Genomic DNA, 21,869 nt, shown 5'->3' with positions numbered 1-21,869 from the left:
GCGAGCAGGGCGATGAACGCCGGGTGGTCGGCCTGCTCGGTGGGCGTCCCGCACGTGGCCGGCACGCCGGAGACCGTGAACGGCGACTCGTTGTCGATGCAGGTGAGGGCACGCAGCAGCCAGATGTCGTCGGCGCCGCCGTTCGCCCCGTTGAAGGGCGCGTCGGCCGCGAGGTTCGGGTTGCTGTCGTAGCCGTAGACGTCGAGCTCGTCGACGCCCTGATCGGCGGGGCCGGAGTCGAGCACGTTGATGACGTAGTTGCGGACGCTGCCGTGGCTGCCGTTGGTGTAGATCGCGTAGTGGTCGGTCTCGCCCTGGCCGTCGAGGTTGAGGGTGTGGCCGGCTCCCGTGCCGGTCTGCAGTCCGGTCGGCGTCGTCACGACGTTCATCGACTGCAGGTACCAGACGGTGATCTCGTCCTCGCCGTCGGCGGTGTTGGAGGCCGCCGTCGCGTTGCCGTGCACCGTGGTCTTCGACCCGAGGAAGATGTAGCCCGCGCTCCCCCACGTCGTCTTGGTGCCCGGCTGGGAGTGGTCGAGACCCGACGGGTCGCCGAGCTGGATGACGTCGACCTCGGCGCCACCCCAGACGTTCGTCTGGCGTCCGCCGACCGGGTTCGCGGTCGACGGGTTGCAGATGCCCATCGGCTCGTCGCCGGGGCCGCCGGTCGTGACGTTGCAGTCGGCGATGATGCGACCGCGGAGGATCATCGACGTGCCGTACTCGCTCAGCGGCGATCCCTCGAGCCCGAACGTCGAGCCGATCGACTGGAAGAAGTCGCCGCGGATGTCGATCGACAGGTTCGCCAGGATCTGGCTGTTCTGGTGCAGCGTGACGTCGTCGCCGACCCGGAGCTCGACGCTGCCCACCTCGGCGAAGATCGTGCCGTTGGGGATGGACCGCGGAGCGTCGGCGTCGTTGTTGGGGCCGCGGTTCACGGATTCGGCGAACCGGGCGGAGCCGCTCGCGATGAGGTAGAGGTCCTCGTCGAGGTCGGCGGTCTCGCGGACCGTGAGGCGGATGTCACCCGTGAGAGAGTGCGCCAGCACGAGCCGGAGGGAGGAGTCGGTCTCGGTGTAGTAGATGCCGCCCGTGGCCTCGAGGCCCACGTCGTCGCCTGCGGCGGCGAGGGCGGGATCGGATGCCCCGGTGGCGGGGTTGTTGCCGCAGTTGAGGTACGTACACGCGAACGGGGGCGCGCGACCCGAGTCGACCATGACGTCCTTGGACTGCAGGCCGATGGAGCCGCCGTTTGCGTCCATGTCGACCGTGTCGCCGCGGACGTTGTCCTCGGTCGCGTTCGTCTTCGCGTTCAGGATGCTGCCGCCCGTCGTGCGCAGCGACACGTTGCCCGTCGCGGTCGAGGTGCTGCCGGCCGTGAAGATCTCCCACAGCGGCATGTCGCCGGTGAGCTCGTCGAGGTAGATGCCCGCCGTGAGGGCGTCGTCGGAGGCCGTGTCGTAGGCCTTCAGCACGCCGTCGCCGGTCTGCCAGGCGCCGGTGCCGCGCAGCACCGCCGTGTTGATCTCGAGGAAGTCGGTCGGCAGGCCGATGCCGCCGATGCCGCCGTCCTCGCCGGCGTACATGGTGATGTTGACACCCGTCACGTCGATCGTGGCCTTGCCGTCGGCATCCAGGATTCGCTGCGGCGAGTGCAGGATGACGTCGCCGTTCGTGGAGTGGATGTGGCCGACGAGCATGTCGCCGACGAGCTCGGTCGCGGTGATGTCGCCGTTCGTGCGGATGAAGATCTGCGGCACCTCGCCGGCCGCGCCGTCGTCGGCGGGGGCGCCCGCCGACCCGCCGGTCCACGCGACGTCGGTGTTGATGACGATGTCGATCGTCGTGTCGGGCGTGGTGTCGGCCGAGACGACGTGCGTGGCGCTGTCGATCGCCGTCGTGTAGCAGGTCTTGGGCTCTTCGCCGCCCGTCGTGACGTGGCAGATGTCGATGTCGTCGCCCGCGCGCACCTCGGTGAAGTCGTACGTCGAGTCGATCTCGCCGTCGTTGTCGGTGCCGAGCGCGCGGAGGATGTGCGCGAGGTTCGAGTCGGAGACGTCGGGACGGAAATGCGTCTCGTACTTGCCCGAGCCGGAGCCGCAGTCGCCGCCGGGGCACGGCGACAGCTTGCTGCCGTCGCTCAGCACCGGGTTGTACTGCTCGTAGTACGTGTAGTCGTAGTACGACGTGCCCGGGTTGTAGACGTCGACCTCGACGAGGCTCAGCGACGACGTGTCGTCACCGGCCTTGCTGTCGTTCAGCACGAGGTCGACGTCGTCGCCCGCGCGGATGCGGTCGATGACGACCGTGATGGCGTCGGTGAGCGTCTGGTCGGTGCGCCGGAAGACCGTGAAGTCGAGCACGGCATCCTTTCCGGCGTCCACCGTCACGACGACGTCGTGCAGGCAAGGCGCCGGGCCGTACGAACCGCCGCAGAACTCCGACGACGGGTGGATGTACTTCACCAGCTCGACGGCGATCGGGTTGCGCTCGGTGTCGGGGTTGGCGTGCGTCGGGCTCTGGTGGCCGACGTCGCCGTGCGGTGCGTCGATGTCGAGGATGTTCGTGCGGATGAGCTCGCCGCGGATGCCGCCGCCCACACCCGCGGGCCGCGCCGTGACGCCGCGCGCACCGGCGAGGATGTCGCCCGAGGCGTTCGTGATCTGCGTCGTGCCGAGCGGGTTCTCGATGTAATCGTCGAGGCGGATGAAGGGGTTGCGCGTCGGGCACGAGAAGGCGCACGAATTCTGCAGCAGGACGAGCGTCGGCACGAAGCGGTACTTGATGTCGAAGTCGAACGTCGTCGCGGGGCCGTTCTCGTTGAGCCCGGGCGAGTTCGCGCTCGACGCGTCGTTCGGCACGCTGTCGACGCGGATGTCGATGAGCGGCGAGTTGGTGGAGTTCACGACGTCGATGATGTTCGTCACCATGTTGAGGTTCGACGCGTTCAGGAGCTTCACGTCGTCCCACGTCTGCTGGAACTCGAAGATGCCGCCGCGGCCCCAGATGAGACCCGGGTCGCCGAGGCTGCCGACCTCGTTGGTCAGGAAGCGCGCCCGTGCGCCGTGATCGTAGATGATGTCGTCGACCGTGAACGTCGTGCCGGTGAGCTGGCCCGAGGTGTGCATGTTGGTGAACGGGTTGTCCTCGTAGCAGTGGCCCTGGTCGTCGCACACCTTGACGTTGACGATGTCGGTGATGTTGCCGGACGAGTCGACGGTGAGCTTCGGGTTCGGCTCGCCCAGCATGATGACGCGGACTTCCCAGAACGTCTGGCGCGTGAGTGACGTCGGGCCGCCGGTGTCGCCGCCGTTGCCGAAGTCGAGGAAGCCCTCGTCGGTGTCGGCGTCGCGGTTGAAGTCGGAGCCTGTGGCCTTCTGGTTGACGGCGACGGTGAGGTCGGCGGTGCGGATGAGCGATCCGGCGCGGCCCGTCACCTTGGCGGTCGTCTGCGCGTCGATGTTCGCGTCGGCGTCGGTGTCGCCGCCGAAGCAGTCGCAGTTGGCGAACGCGTGCGAGGTCACGTCCCACGTCTTGTACTCGGCGTTGAGCTCGGTCGCGAGCTGGCCCTCGAGCACGGCGCCGGTGTCGAGCACGACCTCCGTCATGCCGCGCACCGTCACGTAGGTGTTGGCGTCCGAGTCGGCGCCGAAGGCACCCGTGCTGGTGTCGGAGCGCGCCTCGATCGAGACGGGGTCGACGATCGCGTGGATCAGCACCGAGCGCCCGGCCACGGTGCCGGAGATCGTCGTGCGCGTGGCCGCTTGCGCCGACCACAGGTTGTAGGTCGTGCCGTTCCACTCCTTGCTCGCGCCCTCGCCGACGTGCATGTCGGTGTACGTCTCGGCGCTGCCGGCGAACGTGCCGAGGTCGGCCGTGCCCTGCGCGTAGCCGTAGACGCTGGTACGGGCCTCGGCCGTCGCCAGGCCGTTGAGCGAGCGCAGCGTGCCGGCCACGCTGGTCGTCGTCGTGTAGTCCGTGCGCGCCGTCTCGCCGCCCGATCCGCCGGCGAACAGGCCGCCCGAGTCGGAGGAGGCGAGCACGGTCGGGTCGAGCGAGCCGGTCGCCACCACCGTGAGCGCGTTCGTCGCGGTGAGCGTCGCGCCCGAGGCGATCGTCACGGTGCTGGTGAGGTGCACATCGGCCTCGGCCTTGGCGTCGTTGACCGAGATGAGGCCGCCACTGTCGTTGGACGACACCGCCTTGGCGTCGGAGTGCCCGTCGGTCTTGACCAGGATGCTGAGGGCCGTGACGTTCGCGTTGGCGCCGACGGATGCCGAGACCGTCGCGTCGGAGACGGCCCACGAGTCGGCCGTGCTGACGCTGATCGCACCGCCGCCGCCGCCGGTCGCGGAGGCCGAGACCACCTGGTCGCCGCCGATCGCGCTGAACGGGATCGCAGTGCCGATGCCGGCGAGCTTCTCGTTCTTGGGTCCGGGCCCTGCCACCGGCGAGATCGCGAAGATCAGCTGCTGGACCGTCGCGCCGGTGCTGGTGAAGTTGATGCCCTCCGTGCGGAACACGTGCGAGCCGCCGTTGAAGGTGAACCCGACGCCGTCGATCGTGGTGCCGGTGTGTGTGATCGCGATCGCCGACCCACCCGAGGTCGCCGAGAGCTGGTAGCCCGTCGCGTCGCAGCCGCCGACGGGGCATCCGACGATGTAGTAGCCGTGGCCGTCGACCAGGTTCGTGATGGGAGCCTTGTCGGCCGCCGTCAGCGAGTGGAGGTCGCTCCCGATGCCGGTCGTCGAGATCGCGATCGGGGTGACCGGGCCGGCGCTGCCGCCGCAGTCGGCTGCGAGGCCCGTGGCGTGGCACTTGGAGTCGGCGAGCTGGTAGCTCTGGCCGCTCTTGCGGATGATCCAGTAGTAGGCGCCGTTGGTGAGGCCGTTCAGCGGCGTGCCGGTCGTGAAGTAGCGCACGATCTGGCCGCTCGAGAAGCCCATGTCGTCGAAGGACTGGTTGTTGTCGTCGTCGCGGGCGAAGAAGATGTTGTCGGCGTTGCTGCCGGTCGTGGCGACCCACGAGTTCGAGCCCGAGTCCCACTGCGTGTCGACCTGGCCGGTGTTGAACGTCGCGTTCGTCGTCGGCGCGTGGTAGGTGACGTAGTCGCCGTTGTGGAAGGTGCTCGAGCTCACGACCTTGTGTGTGCCGTTGTCGACGACGCTCGCGTTGACGGAGTCGGTCAGCGTCGCCGCCCCGACCGGCCGCAGCTTGATCTTGTAGTCGTCGACCTTGTAGACCTCGTACAGCGTGTTGGCCGTGAGGCCGCCGATCGCGGTCAGCGGAGCGGTGCCGCTCACGAGCTGGTAGAGCAGCACGTCGCCGGTGCTGAGGCCGTGCTTGCGCGTGCCGAAGTCGATCGTGTCGTACGTCGTGTTGACGTTCTCGCTCGAGAACACGACGCCGAGCTGCACCGTGTCGGCGTCGACGACGATGATCGCGTACTGGCGGCCCGGCACGAGGCCCGAGACCGTCGGCTGGCCCTGCGTGTTGTACGTGACCGTGTCGCCCGTCGTCGCGTTGTGGACGGCCGGGAAGGTGATCGTGTGAGCCGTGCCGTCGACTCCGCCCACGGCGTCGAAGGTGCCGTCGGAGGTCGGGCCGAGCGGCTGGTTCGCCGCGGCCGTGAGCTCCAGGGCACCGCCGGCGATGATCGAGGCGCCGCCGGTGATGATCGCCGACGAGCTCGGGTTCATCGAGCTGCGCGCGTCGAAAGTCGAGACGTTGAGTGCGCCGCCGGTGGCGCTGTAGGTGCTCGCGTCGGCGTCGTACGAGCTGATCGACTTGGCGGAGATGCCGTTCTCGACCCGGATGATCGAGGAGGCACCGCCGAGCGTTGCCTGCACCGACGGGTGGCCCTCGGCGGTCGACGACGAGCTGCCGATCTGGATGAGGCCGCCGCCGATGTTGCGGATGCCGGCCTCGGCGCGGTCATTGCCCTGCGCGAGGATCGTCACGCTCTTGGCGCCGTTGGTGCTGTTGACGCCGTCGAAGAGGCGCACGTGCCCGAGCAGGTTCGCCTGCGTCGTGCCCGAGGCCGTCGAGGTCGGGTTGGAGTTGGGCTGGATGTTGGCCAGGAGCGCACCGCCGGTCCGCTTGTAGAACGAGTCGGCGTAGTTGCCCGACAGGGCCCGGAGCACGACGTTGCCGTTCGGGGCGGCGACGGTCGCACCCGATTCGACCTCGGCCTTGACGATCGCCTGCGCCGTCGCGTGGAGGTTCGCATTGCCGATCGCGACGGCGAGCGAGAAGGTGTCCTGCACGACCGAGGCGTCGGCCTTGTTGTCGTCGAGGAACGATGTTCCGTCGAAGTTGTGCCACGCCTCGACCGTGACGTTCTGCGCCGTGCTGCGGGCGGTGCCCGTGCCGACGATCGCCGTGCGGACGTCGGTCGAGTCGGTGGCCGTGACCGTCGCGGTGCCGGCGGCGACGAATCCGGCGAGCGAGAGCGCGCGGTACACGGCCGTCGCGACCGTGCGGGCGTCGGTGCGCACCACGATGCCGCTCGAGGCGACGAGCGTGCCTCCGACGAGGGTGCGGATGGTCGGGCCGACGACGGCACTCTGGCTGCCGACCGTGACGGCGCCGAGCGCGGCGCCGCTGAATGCGCGGCCCTCGGTGAGCGCGGTGGCCGAGACGATGCTCAGCACGTTCGCGGAGCCGATCGTGCCGGTCACGCCGTTGAACTCGGCGTTGACCGTGCCCTGGCTCTTCGCGTCGCCGCTCACGAGGCCGATGCCGATGCCGATCGAGGCGGCGAGCGAGAAGCCGTCGACCTGCGAGTCGCCGAGGGAGCGGGCGACGACATTGAGAACGCCGGTCGCGGACACCGAGGTGCCCGAGCCCACGGCCGCCTTGACGATCGGCGAGTTGATGGAGGTCGCCGTGGCACCCGAGGCGCTCGCGATGAGGGAGGCGCCGCCGAGCGAGGCACGGGCGAAGGCCGGTGCGACGACCGTCGGCTGGGCGTTCCCGACGATGGTGTTGTACGTGTACGTGGGCTTGATCGCCACACCCGCGGCATCCGTGTTGATGCGGGCGAGGACCGTGACGCCGGTGCCGCTCAGGACCCCGCCGCCGACCGTGTAGGCGCGAACGGTCGGGCGCAGGTCGGCCTTGGTCGTGATCTGGCCGGCCGAGATGGCGCCGGCGCTGAAGCCGGTCGCGTCGGCGATGGCGGTCACGACCGCCGCGGCGTCGAGGAGCACGCTGCCGCCGCCGTTCGCGTGCAGCTCGGCGCGGTCGCCGAGGTAGACGAGCACGGTCGGAGTCGCCGTCGCCGTGCCGTGGACGAGGGCGCCCGAGAACAGGAGGCCGAAGCCCGCCGCGATCGCGTTGGCGAGGACATGGGCCGTGTAGTCGGTCTTGACCGAGATGCCGCCCGCCTGCGAGGTCGTGACGCTCGCGGGGTCGGAGGAGTCCGCCGCGGAGGCTCCGTCGACGGGGCCGACCCAGCTCGCGACCGTGGTCGTGTCGGTCGTCGACATCGAGACGCCGGTGAGGCCGATGATCGAGACGCCGACGCTCGTGCTCGAGGCGACGGGAGTGCTCGACCCGCCCGCCGTCATCGAGACGGAGCCGGCAGTGACGTCGGCGCGGTCGTCGATGTGGGTCGCGATGGTGCCGCCGGTCGAGGCCTGGAGGTCGATCGCCGAGATCTGGATGGGCGAAATGGCGACGCTGGTCGCCGTCGCGTTCGCATTGGCGGTGCGGGTCGCCGTGAGCGTCGCGGCGCCGGAGCCGAGCGTGACGGTCTCGTCGAACCCGATGTACGACTCGGTCGTGCCGCCGACCGACGCGAGCGGGCCCGTCACGAGCACGTTCGCGAGCGCCGAGATGCCGATCATCTTCGCCTCGGCGTAGGCGTCGGGCGTCGCGACCGACGAGATCGAGAGCGAGCCCGCCGTGACGGTCTTGCTGCCTCCGACGTACGCCTTCGTGATGCCGAGCACCCGCGCTTCGGGCTGCAGGAGCGAGACCGACAGGCCGCCTACGGAGAGACCGCCCGCGTAGGCGTTGGCGTCGTCGTCGGAGTTCGCCGACACGGTGACCGCGCCGCTGCCGACGATCGCGCCGCCGATGGCCGCCTCGGTCGTCGCGGTGACCTCGGCGAGCGCGTAGGCCACGACCACGCCGATGATGCTGATGGCGATGATCTCGGAGGCGTCGGCCGTCGCGGTGTTGTGCGAGTTGGCGGTCGCCGAGGCGGACGTGCCGCCCGTCACCTGACCGAGGTAGCTCGCCTTCGTCGCCCCGCTGACGCGGGCGACGGGCAGCCGCACCGTGACGGTTCCGAGACCCACGGTGGGCCCGTCGGAATCGGAGGTGGCGGTGTACGTCGAGTCGCTCGTGACGGTGAACGCGCCGCTCGTGAACGCCGTGCCGCTGTCGCCGCCGGCGATCGTGTCGGCCGACACGATGCCGAGCGTCTCTGTGCCCGAGATCGTGAGGGCCCCGATGCCGACGAACGAACTCTCGGCCGCGGCATCCATCGTCGCGTCGGCGTTGATCGTGATCGAGCTGGAACCGGTGACGGCGCCGTTGAGCTTGGCGCGCACCGAGCCGCTGACCGTCGCGTTGGCCGTGACGAGACCGGCGCTGATGCCGCCGAGCGAGCCGCCGTGGACGTTCGCGTGCGCGTAGTTCTGGTGGCCGGCGGCGGTTGTGAGCTGGGCGTCGATCGAGACGGCGCCCGACAGGTTGACGCTCGCGTTCGCGCCGATCTCGGCGTCGGCGGCGCCGCCAGCCGTCGCGTCGGCCTTGACGCCCGTGCCGGCGAACCCGGCCGAGATCGTCACGACGTTCACGTCGGTCGTGGCCTGGTTGCGCGCGCGCACCTGCACCGTGAGGCTCGCGGTCTTCGTGACCGTGGACGGGATGTCGCCGTCGAACGACGCCTTCGTGTCGCCGTTGGCGGTGGCCTTGCTGATCTGCACGCTGAGGCTCACGCCGATGCCCGCACCGATGGCGGTCGTCGTGGCGCTCGACGTGTTCGCCGACGTCGCCGTCACGAGCACGGCACCGCCGGGTGCGCTGACGCTCGCGTTCGACAGGACCAGTGCGTCGGTGTCGGCGGCCGACGTGATGAGCGCTTCGGCCCAGTTGAAGGCGGCGGAGCCGATGCCGCCGATCGAGACGATGATGACGCTCGTCGTCGCGTTGTTGGCGCTCGTCGCCGAGACCGTGACGCCCGCTGCCCCCGCAGTGAGGTTGCCCTCCACGCTCGCGGTCGTGGCGCCGGCGACGAGCGCCGTGGGAACCGAGACCGCCGCACCGAAGATGGCGCCGCCGGCGCCCATCCCGGTGTTCGTGATCGCGGTGTTGGTCGAGTTCGCGGTGAACGAGATCGCGCCGCTCGAGGAGATCTGCTGGTTGTCGTTCGCGTCGGACGACGTTGCCTCGACGACGGCGGCGGCCGTGACTTGCGCGTCGGCGACGCTGACGGCGATGCCGCCGAGGCCCGCCCCCGCGACCACGACGAGGTCGGACTTGGCGTAGTTCTTGCCGATCGCGCTGACCGTCACGGACGACGAGCCGGTGACGTCACCGTCGAGGTGGGCGCGCAGCCCGCCGCCGACGTGCGCCTGGGCCGCGAAGACGGCGGCGGAGGCGAACAGCGCCGCGGCGACGTTCGCGCCGTTCGCGATGGCCTCGTTGCGCTGGTTCGCGCCCTTCATCTCCGACGTCACGTTCACGGCGCCGGAGGACGTCAGCGATGCGCCCGAGGTGACGGCGGCCGTGATGTCGGCACCGTCGGCGATCGTGGCCTGGGCGAAGGCGACGTTGACGCCGACGCCGGAGATGCCGATCACGAGCACGTGCGCGTTGGCGCGGTTCTCCGCGATCGCGTGGACGGTGACGCTCGTGGAGCCCGACACGGTGCCGCTGATGGTCGACGTCGTGTGACCGGAGACCGTGGCGATCGGGATCATGGCGGAGATCGCGGCGACGCCGATCGCGATGCCCGGCGTGTCGGCCACGACGACGTTGGTCGCCTCCGCCTCGACGAGAACGGCGCCGGACGAGCTCAGCGAGCCGCCGAGCTGGGCCTCGGTGTGGCGGGAGATGGTCGCGATGTTGACCGTGAAGCCGATCGCGGCAGCCCCCGTTGCCACGTTGACCGTCTGCGCCGCGAGCGTGGCGCGGTCGCCCAGCGCCCGGACCGTCACGGCGCCCACCGTGCCGGAGAAGGTCGCGAGGGAGGCGGCCCGCGTGAGGCCGGAGTACTCGATCACGGCGACGACGCCGCTGATGCCCACGACGATGCCGCCGACGACGCCGATCGCCCACGCCGTCGGGGTGAAGTGGTCGGTCGCCGTGACGGTCACGGCACCCATGGCAGATCCGTCGCCGATCGCCACGGCGCCGATCGTGGCCAGCGTGTCGCCCGAGATCTCGATGACCGAGATCGCCGCGCCCGCGCCGCCGGCGGCGATGGTGATGCCGACGGCGTAGCCCGCCACGGTCTTGTCGGAGTCGGCCGAGACGGTCACGCCGCCTGTCGCCCGCGGCAGTGCGGCGCCGGTGTCGATGTGGGCCTTCGCCGCGCTCGAGTCGGTGAGCACGAGGATCTGGCCCGCGACGGCGACGATGCCGACCGCACCGGTGACCGCGATGATCAGGATGTCCTCGTCGAGGTCCGCGACGACGCTCACGCCGCCCGCACCGGCCGAGACCTTCGCGCCGCTGAAGATGCCGGCATCCACGTTGCCTGCGACCGTCAGGATCGCGATGCCGGCACCGATTGCGCCCGCGCCGCCGGCGACGGCGCCCGCGAGCACGAAGACGTCCACGTCTTCGCGTGCCGCGACGGACACTCCGCCGAGTTGCGCGTGGACGGTGCCGTAGATGGCCGAGCTGACGCCCGCCTGCGGGGCCGGCTGCGTGAACTGGTTGCGCGTCGGGGTCGTGCCCGAGTACGAGCCGTTGACCGAGGTGTCGGATGCCGCGGCCCCGCTCGAGACGCGGAAGCGGTAGTCGTTGTCGGCGTTCGCCCACCGCAGGGTGTCGACGTTCGGGTTCGATCCGGCGGAGCCGATCGCGACCTTGGCCCGGTAGTGGTGGCCCGCGAAGGTGACGTAGTCGCCCTGCGCGTACGCGCCGCCGAGGACGAAGGCATCGGACTGGTCCTGCGGGGCGCCGTCGAGCGCCGACTTCCAGCCGTCCTTGACCGCGTACCAGTCGCTGTTGTTCTCCGGGTTCGCCTGGCCCGACGTGATGTCATCGGTCGCCTGGTACTTCACGCCGTTGAACGTGACGTAGTCGCCCTTGCTGTACGCGGCGCCCGAGTTCCAGGCCGGGGCCGGCGCGTCGCTGCCGTTGCCCGAGGCGACCTGGTCGGCCTGGTGCTGGCCGTCGGTCCCGCCGTCGCCGTCGGTCGCCGTCTGCGGCTGGTCCTGCTCCCACTTCGTGGCGTCGGTGCCGGGCTGCACGCCGGTGCTGCTGACCTGAGCGATCCAGGTCTGGCCGCCGAAGGTCACGACATCGCCCGCCGCGTAGGACTGCGTGTTGTTCCATGCGCCGCGGTTCGGCCCGTGCGAGTCGGTCGAGTACGAGGCCGTCGGAGCGGTGCCGATCGACCAGACCGAGACGGCGCCGGCCGCGCCGACGAACCCGCCGCCGATCGAGACGGCGTACGACTGCACGTTCTTGATGCCGAGCGCGTTCACGTCGACGTCGCCCATGGCCCAGATGTCGGTGCCGACAGCGAGGTAGGCGTTGACCGTGATCGACGCGACGCCGATGTCGATGCCTCCCGAGGCTCCGACGAAGCCGCCGGCGACGCCGCCCGCGAACGTGATGGAGTCGAACTTGTCGGTCGCCGTGACCGAGACGCCCTGCGCGTTGTTCACGCCCGCCACGATCGTGTCGTCGGCGGTCGTGAGCGTGCCCTTGTCGTCGCGGTTCACCGTCGTGCCGAGGTCGATGTAGGCCCTCGTCGTCACGGTGAAGATGTTCACCCCGACGTTCGCCGTGACGCCGACGAAGCCGGCGCCGACGCCCGCGACGAGGCCGAAGAGCTTCTCGGACGACTGCGCCTGGACGACGAGTCCGCGCAGCACCGCGGTCGGGAAGCCGCCGTTCGCGATGGTGCCGGCCGAGACGCCGGACAGCCCGCCGCCCTGCGCCTTGACGATGACGGTGTTGGTCTGGCCGAGGTACGCCTTCGTCGTCTTGTCGATGATCGCGACGCCGACGCCGACGCCGACGCCGACGTAACCGGCCGCGATCGAGGCGGTGACGAGGATGAGCTTCGAGGTCGAGTTCGCGAAGACGCCGATGTTGTTGTCGGCCCGGAGCGTCACGTCGTTGCCCGTGAAGGCGTTGGTGAACTCCTTGATGACCGAGACGCCCACCGTGCCCGCGACGCCCACGGTGCCGCCGCCGGCGGCGGCGTTGACCGAGATGACGGAGTCGGTCGAGTCGGCGTGGATCTCGATGTTGTTGCGGGCGTTGACGACGGCGTTGTCCGAGATCGACGCGTCGGTGTGGAGCTCGACGACCCGGACGGCGACGGAGGCGCCGACGCCTGCCGTGCCGCCGATGGCGATGGATGCCGCGATCCCGAGGGTGCGGAAGCTGTTCAGGGCCGAGACGAGCACCGACTGGCTGCCGTCGGCCGAGCCGCTGTTCGCGGCGCAGGCCGTGTCGCCGTCGGCGCAGTTGATCTTCGCACCGTCGCCGATCGTGGCAGTCGTGTGCACCGTCACCACGGCGATCGAGCCGGAGAGGCTCACGGCCGCCGTGCCCGCGCCGCCCGCGGCGATGCCGATCGAGCCGAGGTAGTCGCTGTTGGACGCGGCGACGGCGACGCCGCCGAATCCGGCGCGCACCGGCGGAGTGATCGCCTGAGGACCGACCTCCGACGCCGGGCTCGCGGGGAGCATGCCCGAGGGGACGAGGCTTTGCGAGCGTCCGCTGCCGGTCGACGTGAAGTTGATCGGGGTGCCACGCGCGATGTCGGCCGGGGTGTTGCAGTCTTCCTTCTTGCCCGTCGCCTCGCACTTCGTGCGCACGAGCTGCACGTGGCTCAGGTCGACGTTCGCGAGGGGGTTCGTCGTGAAGAAGTAGTAGGTGGCGCCGTCGACGAGGCCGCCGATCGGGGTGCCGCCGCCTGCGCTGTAGATGACGGGGTCTCCGTTGTGGAGCGTCATCGGGGTGGTGCCGTCGTCTTCGAACAGCACGTAGGGAAGGACGAGGTAGTCTCCGGCGACGCTCACGGCGCGCTCTGCCGTGAACCGCGGGGAGACGTCGGACGAGACGCCGGGCTCGGTCGTCGGGACGAACCGCTGGTTCTCGCCCATGATCGCGCCGCCGGGCAGCGTCAGGCCCGTCACGAGGAAGCCGGGGGCGCACGAGAACTCGTCGGATCCCGGCGTGAGCGGGGGCCCGCGCTTGAGGCAGAGCTGGATCGCCGTGGCCGACACGGGGATGACGAAGTAGGTGGCACCGTCGGTGAGGCCGCCGATCGGCGCGCCGCCGCCGGCGTCGTAGACGACCTGCTGCCCCGACTTGAAGCCGTGGTTGTAGCCGAGGTTGATCGTCGCGCCGTCGGCCTGGAGGCCCTTGCCGTCGAACGGGCTCTGCGGGCCCGGGAACGGCACGGGCCAGCCGCCCTGCGTGCCGCGCGGGTCGAAGCGCGTGTCGGTGCCGCTCGTGGCGTAGCTGCCGGCGTTGACCGTCGAGTGCGAGATGTGGGTCGGCAGCGCGAGGGCCGTCACCCGGGCATTCGCGCCGATGGTCGCGCTGGTCGTCTTGGTGACGACGGGCACGGCGACGCCGGCCCCCACGGCAGCCGTGCCCGCGACCGAGATGTTGCCCGCGATCGTGAAGAGCGTGAGCGCCGAGTCCGCCGAGACGATGACGTTGCCGCCGGCGCGCAGGTCCGCGGAGGAGCCGACCGTCGCGGTCGTCGTGATCGTGATGACGGGCACCGTGACGTTGACGTTCACAGCGGCCGTGCCGCCGCCGCCACCGCCGACGGAGATGGACTTGAGGTCGTCGGTCGAGCTCGCCTGCACGACGATGTCGCCGTTGGCGCGCACCTGCGACGAGGAGCCGATCGAGGCGGCCGTCGTCGTGTTGACGACGGGGACGTCGACGCCGACGCCGACGCCGGCCGTGCCGCCGACGGCGAGCACGCCCGCGAGCGACAGCGAGGTGAGCTTGTCGGATGCCTGCACGACGACGTCCTGCGTGAGGGTCGGACCGGAGTTCGTGCACGAGACGCCGACGCAGTTGACCCGCACGGAGTCGCCGATCTCGGCCGTGGTGTTGTCGGTGAGCACCGTGACGGTGACCGAGCCGCCGACACCGGCCGACTGACCGCCCGCGCCGCCGACGGCGAGCAGGATGTAGTCGCCGGTCTGCTCGGCGTGCACCGTGAGGTCGTCGCGCGCCCGGATGTCGGCGCTGTCCTCGATGCGGGCCGTGACGGTGTTCGTGCGGACGACGACGGTGACGGATGCCCCGACCCCGGCGCCGCTCGTCGACACCGCGAGGTTGCCGCTCGACAGGGCCGCTTCGGTCGTCTTGGTCGCGTGCACCGTGATGTCGTCGAGCGCGTCGACGAGCGAGGCGCCGATCTCGGCGAGGGTCTGCGGCGTCGATCCGCCCTGGTTGGCGACGACGACGAGCACGGCGCCGCTCGCGGCGACCGACCCGGTGCTCGCAGCGCCCGCGACGGCGAGGACGAACCAGTCCTCCGCGGAGATCGCCTCGACGTCGACCGATCCGCCCGCGCGCACCGAGGCGCTGTCGCCGATCCAGGCGCGGACGTCGGAGTTGGACACCTCGACGACGACCGTGATGCCGACACCTGCCGAGCTCTTGCTGAGGGCGAGCGTGCCGCCCACGTCGACGACCTCGATGCTGTCCTCGGCCCTGACCGTGACGTCCTGGCCCGAGCCGCCGACGCCGCCGACCTGGTTCACCAGCGCGCCGTCGCCGATCCACGAGCGGGTCGAGAAGTTCAGGATGTTGACGCTGAACGCACCCGTCACGGCTGCTCCGCCGTTGCTCGCGGCACCCGCGATCGCGACGTTGGTCAGCGAGAGCCAGTCGATCTTGCCGTCGAGGGGCTTGGGCACCTTGGGCACGAGCGGGACGAGCGTGCTCTTCGAGGTGACCTCGACCGCGCCCGTGGCGTCCACCGAGGTGGGGCTGCCGACGGACGAGTCGATCCAGGCCTTCGTGTTCACCTCGAGGTAGTTGACGAGGAACGCGCCGCCGATGGCGGAGCCGGAGTCGGTCGACAGGGCGCCCGAGATGGCGAGGTTCTGCAGTCCGATCGACTGGCCGGCCGTGACGGCGACGCCGCCCGCCCGTGCCTCGAGGTCGGCACCGGCTCCGACGCTCGCCTCGGTCGTCAGCAGCAGGATCTGCACCGCGGCACTGCCCGCGACCGACGTGCTCTTGCCACCGCCGGCCGCGAACGACCAGACGATGAAGTCGTTGCGCGCGCCGTCGGGGAGCGTGGCCGCGACCGTGACCCCCGTCTGGCCCGTCACGTGGGCGCCCGCGCCGATCGTCGCGGTGTTGTGGGCGTCCTGCACGTTGAGGCCGATCGTGGCGCCCACCTTCGTGCCGCTCGAGTCGAGGTCGATGGCCGACCCGACGCCGAACGCGTACGCCTCGAGGAGGAGCGTCGAGCGCACCGTCACGGCTCCCGTCGTCGCGGTGACGTGCACGCCCGTGATGCGTGCCGTCGAGGTGGCGACGAGCCAGTTCACGGCGACCGCGGCGGCGACGGCGGTCGTGCTGCTGCCCTGAGAGCCCGACGTGCCCGACTGGCCGGACTGCGCGTCGTTCGCGCCGTTGGCGCCGTTCGAGCCGTTCGTGCCGCCGTTCGAGGTCGGCATGCCGGAGGTCGAGCCCTTCGTGCCCTGCGTGTTCGGGTTGTTCGACCCGTTGACCTGCTCCGTCGACTTCGAGTCGCCGCTCGAGTCGGACTCCTCGGCGCCCTTCGCGCTCGCGACGGAGCGGGCCTCCGTGCGGCCCTCCGACGTGGCGAGCACATCGACCGACGTGCCCTGCGTGTCGCGGGCGATCTCGGCGAGCGTGTCCCAGCCGACGACGACGTTGATCGCGAGGTCGATGCCCACCGCGGTGCTCTTGCCGGCGGCATCCGCCTTGCCCTCGGTCTTGGCCCAGAGGATGTGGGTCGCGGCGACCGAGACGGCCCCGGTGCCGACGTAGGCGGAGCCGGTGCCCAGGCGCGCCGTGACGTCGTCGTCGACGCTGACGACGAGTGCGACGACGGGAGTGACGGCCGTGCCGCCCTCCGTGCCGCCTTCGGCCTTCGTGCTGAGGTCGCGGAAGCCGATCGCGGTGATCGCGAGGCCCGTGCCGCCGGTGAGGGAGGCGCCGTTGTCGACCTCGGCGCGCACGTCGCTGCCGTCGATGACCTGGAGGGAGAAGGATGCTCCGACCCCGGTCGCCGAGCCGACCTCGGCGCGGCTCGTGGCGTTCGCGGCGTCGCGCTCGTTGCTGTGCGCCGTGACCGTCGCTGCCGCGGAAGTGAGGGTGACGACCGCACCCGCCGTGACGACGGCCTCGGTCGTGTTGTCCAGGATGTTGATCGCGAGGGCGCCCGCGACGCCGACGCTCGTGGCCTTGCTCGCACCGGCGCGAGCGGTCGAGGTGACCTCGTGCTCGAAGAGCCGGAAGAGGTCGTCGGTCGCGGGCGACGCCGGGAACTGGTCGCCGGCAGGCAGCGGGTCCGCCACGACCTGCAGGATCCACTGGTGCTGGTCGTTGCGCTTGTAGAACCCGACGACGTTGGAGCCGTCCGCCTCGGTCAGCTGGAACCAGCTGTCCTCTTCGATCTCGTCCTTCGGAAGCTCCGACTTCTCGTTCACCGTGAACTTCGTGACGAAGACCCAGTTGCCGCTGTCGCGCTTCCAGACGCTGCCGGCCGGGTGCCCGTCCTTCTCGGCGTTGAGCACGTAGTACTGGCCGTCCGTCGCGCTGCCGGGCAGCTCGTCGACGGTGCCCGTGAGGCTCACGTTGGTGTCGACGTTCCAGTTCGACCCGTCGAACTTGTAGAGGCCGTCGTCGCCGCCCGTGCCGCCGTTCGTCTTGACGAAGTACAGGTCGTTCTTCGAGGGTCCCGGAAGCTGCTTGCCCGACTCGACGATCTGCCACGTCGTGCCGTCCCAACGGCGCACGACGTCGTTCTCGTCGCCCTGCAGCATGCCCGCGATGACGATGAGCCCGGTCGCCGTGATCGTCGTCACGCCGGTCTTGGCGCGCACCACGACGTCGATCTTCTGAACCACGACGCCGGCTCCGACCCCCACGGAGCCGTCCGTCGCGGAATCCCCTGCGGCGTCGGCCGAGGCATCCGTGTCGCCCCGGGCCTCGAGTGTCACGACCCCGCCCGCGTGCACCGTGATGCCGTCGGCGAAGAACGCGCGCACGGTGCTCGCGACGACGTTGATCGCGATGGCGCCGGCGATCGAGACGCTGCTGCCGCCGTCGTCGTTGGACGCGGCCTTGGGTGTCGAGGAGGTCGACGAGCCGCCGCCGGCGTTCTGCTGCTTGCTTTCGTTCGCCCTTCCGAGGTTGGCGTCGGCCTTCTGGTTGACGTCCTTGCCGCCGCCGCTCTTGCCCTCCGACGGGTCGGCGCCCTTCGTGGCGGCTTCGGCCTTCGTCAGGGCGCCGACGCGCTGGTGGGCGGTGAACGAGACGGCGCCGGTCGCGTCGATGCTGCGAGCCGAAGCGGCTTCGGCGACGATGTCGTCGAGAACGGCCAGGGCGAGCGAGACGCCGATTCCGGCGGTGCTTCCGGCGACGGTCGACCCCTTGGCGGTCGTGGTCGCGGAGACGTTCTGGGTGGCGGAGGCGGTGATGCTCGAGGCGGTGAGCGTCGTGCTGCTGCCGCCGAGCGAGGCTTGCGTGTGGATGGAGGCGACGACGATGGCGACTGCCGGGACGATCGTGACGGTGCCCGAAGCGCCTCCGGCTTCGGCTTCCGTCGTGAGCGTCACATCGTGCGTGGCCGTGATGGACAGTGCTCCGGCTCCCGTCAGCGGGGGGCCGCGGGTCGGGTCGAGCACCTGCGAGACGCCGGCGTAGACGCGGTGCGTCGGCAGGTTGAGGGCGAGGGATGCTCCGAGCCCGACTGTCGCGTCGCCGGACTGCGTCGCCTTGGCCGAGGCCTTGTCGGTGCTCTTCGAGCCCGCCGTCATGCTGACCGCTCCCCCGCCGACGATCGCGACGCCCGGCACGGGGCCGCCGATCGGACCGGGGAGCTGGCTGCCCTCGACGGCCGCCCGCGTGTCCTCTTCGACGAGGTTGAGGGCGAAGGCGCCCGCGACGCCGATCGTGCCGCTCGCATCGGTCGCGCCCGCCTCGGCGGTCGCCTCGAAGGTGTGCGTGTCGTCGGCGGCGACGGGCTTCACGGTCGCGCTGAGGGTGAGACCGGATGCCTGCAGCGCCGCGCCGACGCCCACCCCGGCCTGGTTGATGAGCCGCACCTTGTTGACGGCGAGCGCCGCGCCGACGCCGACCGTGCTGGAGTTGGTGGCGGTGCCCTTCGCGGTGGCAGAGGCATCCGTGTTGTTGTGCGTCGTGAACGAGGCCGTGCCGGTCGTGACGAGCGACGCGCCGTCGCTGAGCATCGCGACGGTGACGGAGCGCACGAGGTTGAATGCGATGGCAGCGGCGACGCTGACGCTCGTGCCGTCCTCGTTCTGCGCCTTCGGAGTCGTCGACCCGCCGCCCGCTCCGCCGCTGGTGCGACCCGCGGCGTTGCCGAGCTTGTCGTTCGACTTCGTGTTGGCGTCCTTGCCCGTCGAGTCCTTGCCGGATCCGCCGTCTTCGCCGGGTGCGCCGGCCGAGCTCGCCTCGGCGGTGGTCTTCGTCGTCGACACGCCGTCGGCGGTGAGGGCGACGGCGCCGCCCGCGGTGACGGGGCGATCGATCGTCGACGACGATTCGTGGTCTGCCGAGGTGAGCGCGAAGGCGATCGCGGCGCCGAGCGTCGAGCCAGCCGCCGCCGAGGTCGCGCCGGTCGCCGACGTCGTCGCCTTGGCGACCTGGTCGGCGGTCATCGTGATGGCGCCTCCGATCGTGAGCGCAGCGCCCGTGAGGATGCCGGCGATCGTCGAGACGTTGTGGATCGCGATGCTCGCGACACCCGTGAGCGAGGCGTTCGTGCCGCCGTCGGCGCCGCCCGTGGTCGTCGTGGTCGCGTCGTCGGCACCCGTTGCCGTCGCGGTGAGCGAGGCGATGCCCGTCGGCGCGGCGCCGGCGGCGATGCCGGCTTCGACCGTCGTCGTGATGAGGCTCAGCGCGACCGAGGCGCCCGCTCCGACGGCCGCGCCGCCGGTCTGCTTGGCCGACGCGTTCGCCGTGCTCTTGTGGCTGCCGCGCGCGTTGACGGTGACGGCACTGTCGCCGTACGATCCCGTGCCGCGCAGCTGCGCCGAGGTGCGGGCATCCTTCTTCACGAGGGCGAAGGACCCGGCGATCGAGACCGAGCCGCTGCTCTTCTTGCCCGACTCCGCCGTCGCGGTGTACTGCGAGTCACCGGTGGCCGGATCGGCCGCGCTGGCCGTGAAGCCGGCCGCGGCGTCGATCGTCGCGTTCTGCGCGAAGGCCTCCGTCAGCAGGTCGGCGATGATGATGCCGACGCCGATCGCGAGGCCGAGGCCCGAGGAGCCGCCCGAGCCGTCGGTCGTGCCGCCGTCGCCGTCGGCGGTGACGGTGTTCTTCGCGTTCGCCGTGACGGTCTGCGCGCCGGTCGTGGTGACGGTCGCACCCGTGATGTGGGCCTTCGTGTCGTTGTCGAGCACGGCGACGGAGATCGCGCCGGCGACGTCGATCGGTCCGTCGCTCGTGGAAGCCTGGCCGTTGCCGCGGTTCGCGCTGTTCGCGCCCTTGTTGTTCTGGGTCGCACCGCCCTTGCCCGCCTTGGCCGTCGCATTGATGGTCGAGACCTGGTTCGCGAGGATCGAGACGGATGCCGCCGTCGACCCCGTCGCATTCGTCGAGTCGATCGCGGCCTCGGTGTTCTGCTGCAGGTAGACGACCGAGACGCCCGCGCCGCTCGCGGCGTCCTTCGCGTCTCCCGTCGCGCTGAGGGTCGCGGTGTTGGATGCCGCGATCCCGAGCGCCCCGCCGATGACGGCCCGCGCGGTGTCGGTCACCTTGCCGACGACGTCCGACCAGACCGTGAGGATCGCGACCGCGGCGTCGTAGTTGTTCGGCCCCGACTGCTGCTTGGAGGCGTCGGCCGCCGGGACCGCGCTCGCCGTGACGGTCGAGGTCGCCGTGATCGTCGCGGCACCCGTGACGTCGAGCAGGGCCGAGTCGCTGATCGTCGCCGTCGCGGCCGAGTGGATGATCGCGGCGTCGCCGTACTGCTTGTTCATCGTGAACGGTCCGACCACGGAGTTCGCGGTCGCCGTGAACGCACCGGTCGCATGGATCTGCGAGGCCCCGCGCACGTCGACCGTCGCGGTCGAGTTCACGAGCACGGCGTACGCCGTGAGGGCAGAGGTGTCGGGCGAAACGCTCGCGTCGGCCGTCAGGGTGACGTCGCCGGCGTTGATCGTGCTGCCGTCGACGATCACCTCCGCGGTCGCGTCGTGGTCGAAGCAGTCGCCGAGATCGAAGTCGGTCGTGCAGTCGGAGAGGGTCAGCGGGATGCCGTCGGTGTTGCTCTGCGCCGCGTTCAGCGTCACCGAGCCCGCCGTGATCGTCGCGCCCTGCACGAGGATCCGCTCGAACGCGGCGATGAACGCCGCGAGCCCGATGTTGATCGAGCCCATGACCGTGAGCTTGTCCTCGCCGTCGCCGCCCGTGATGTTCAGCGTCGTGCCGCCCGCCGTCGGGGCCGAGAAGCTCGTCGTCTCGAACGTCGGGCTGGCGCTGAGGCTGCGCAGGCGCAGCAGGAGGGCGTTGCCCGGGTCGACCTCGAGCACCGCGTCGTCGTCGCCGCCGCTGAGCGCGAACGTCACGTTCCCGCCGCTGCCGGTGTTCGTGATGGGCTCGATGCCCGAGTAGACGACGGTCGTCCGTCCGAGCGCGAGCGTGCCCGACGACCCGTCGACGGGGCTCGAGGAGAACCCGCTCGGGCCGTTCCTGGTCACGAGGGTGTCGAAGCCGGGCGCACCGTCGAAGCCGATCGTGATGCCGGGGTCGGTGCCGTTGAAGTCGATCGTGAACGTGTCGTCGCCGTTCGTGCCCGTGACGCGGATCTCCGAGATCTCGGCGAGCGAGCGGGTGACCCCCTGGAACGTCACGGTGCCGTCGCCGTTGAAGACCAGGGTCGCCGATGTGCCGCCCATCGCGAGGATCCACGGGGCGGGCGCGGCCGGTGCCGTCGCGGCGGCGGGGTCGGTCGTGGCGGCCGGGTCGGTCGTGGCGGCCGGGTCGGTGGTGACGGCGGGGTCGGTGACCGCGGGATCGACCGCTGCGGGCGCCGGGTCGGTGGCCGCAGGCGCCGGATCGGCCGGGGCGGGAGCCGGGTCGGCGGGCGCCGGGGCCGGGTCCGCGGGAGCCGGGGCCGGCGCGGGGTCGGCCGGCGCGGGCGCCGGGTCGGCGGGAGCCGGATCGGCGGGCGGTGCATCGGCGGCGGGCGCCGCGGGCTGGCTCGCGTTCGGATCCGCGGCCGGGTCGGTCGTGACGTCGAACGGACGCACGTTCAGGACCGCCGGTTCGCCGACGATCTCGTCGCGGGTGGCGGTGTCGGCGGCGCCTTCGGTGGTAACGGGCGGAACCGCCGTCTGATCTGGGCTTGCCGAGGCGGGTGCGACCGTCGGAGGGATCACGACGATCCCCAGCGAGGCCGGCGCGCTCAGGCCGATGCCGAGCGTGATGGCGGTCGTGAGGGCGAGCGCACGGAAGGACGCGCTCAT

The 21,869-nt window shown here is 70.9% G+C and carries 1 protein-coding gene (cut by a window edge); it reads right to left on the bottom strand.

Annotation, left to right across the window (positions count from 1 at the left end; genetic code table 11):
• Positions 1-21,869, bottom strand: the 5' portion of a protein-coding gene (locus ACH3VR_RS00910) for a Calx-beta domain-containing protein (protein ID WP_396638867.1). It extends 10,201 nt beyond the left edge of the window; 21,869 of the gene's 32,070 nt are visible here — the first part of the coding sequence; its start codon is at positions 21,867-21,869; the stop codon falls past the left edge of the window.

Source organism: Microbacterium alkaliflavum (assembly GCF_044325405.1).
GTDB classification, from domain to species: Bacteria; Actinomycetota; Actinomycetes; order Actinomycetales; family Microbacteriaceae; genus Microbacterium; species Microbacterium alkaliflavum.
The sequence above is the reverse complement of the archived record's forward strand: the minus strand, read 5'-3'. Positions and strand labels throughout refer to the sequence as shown.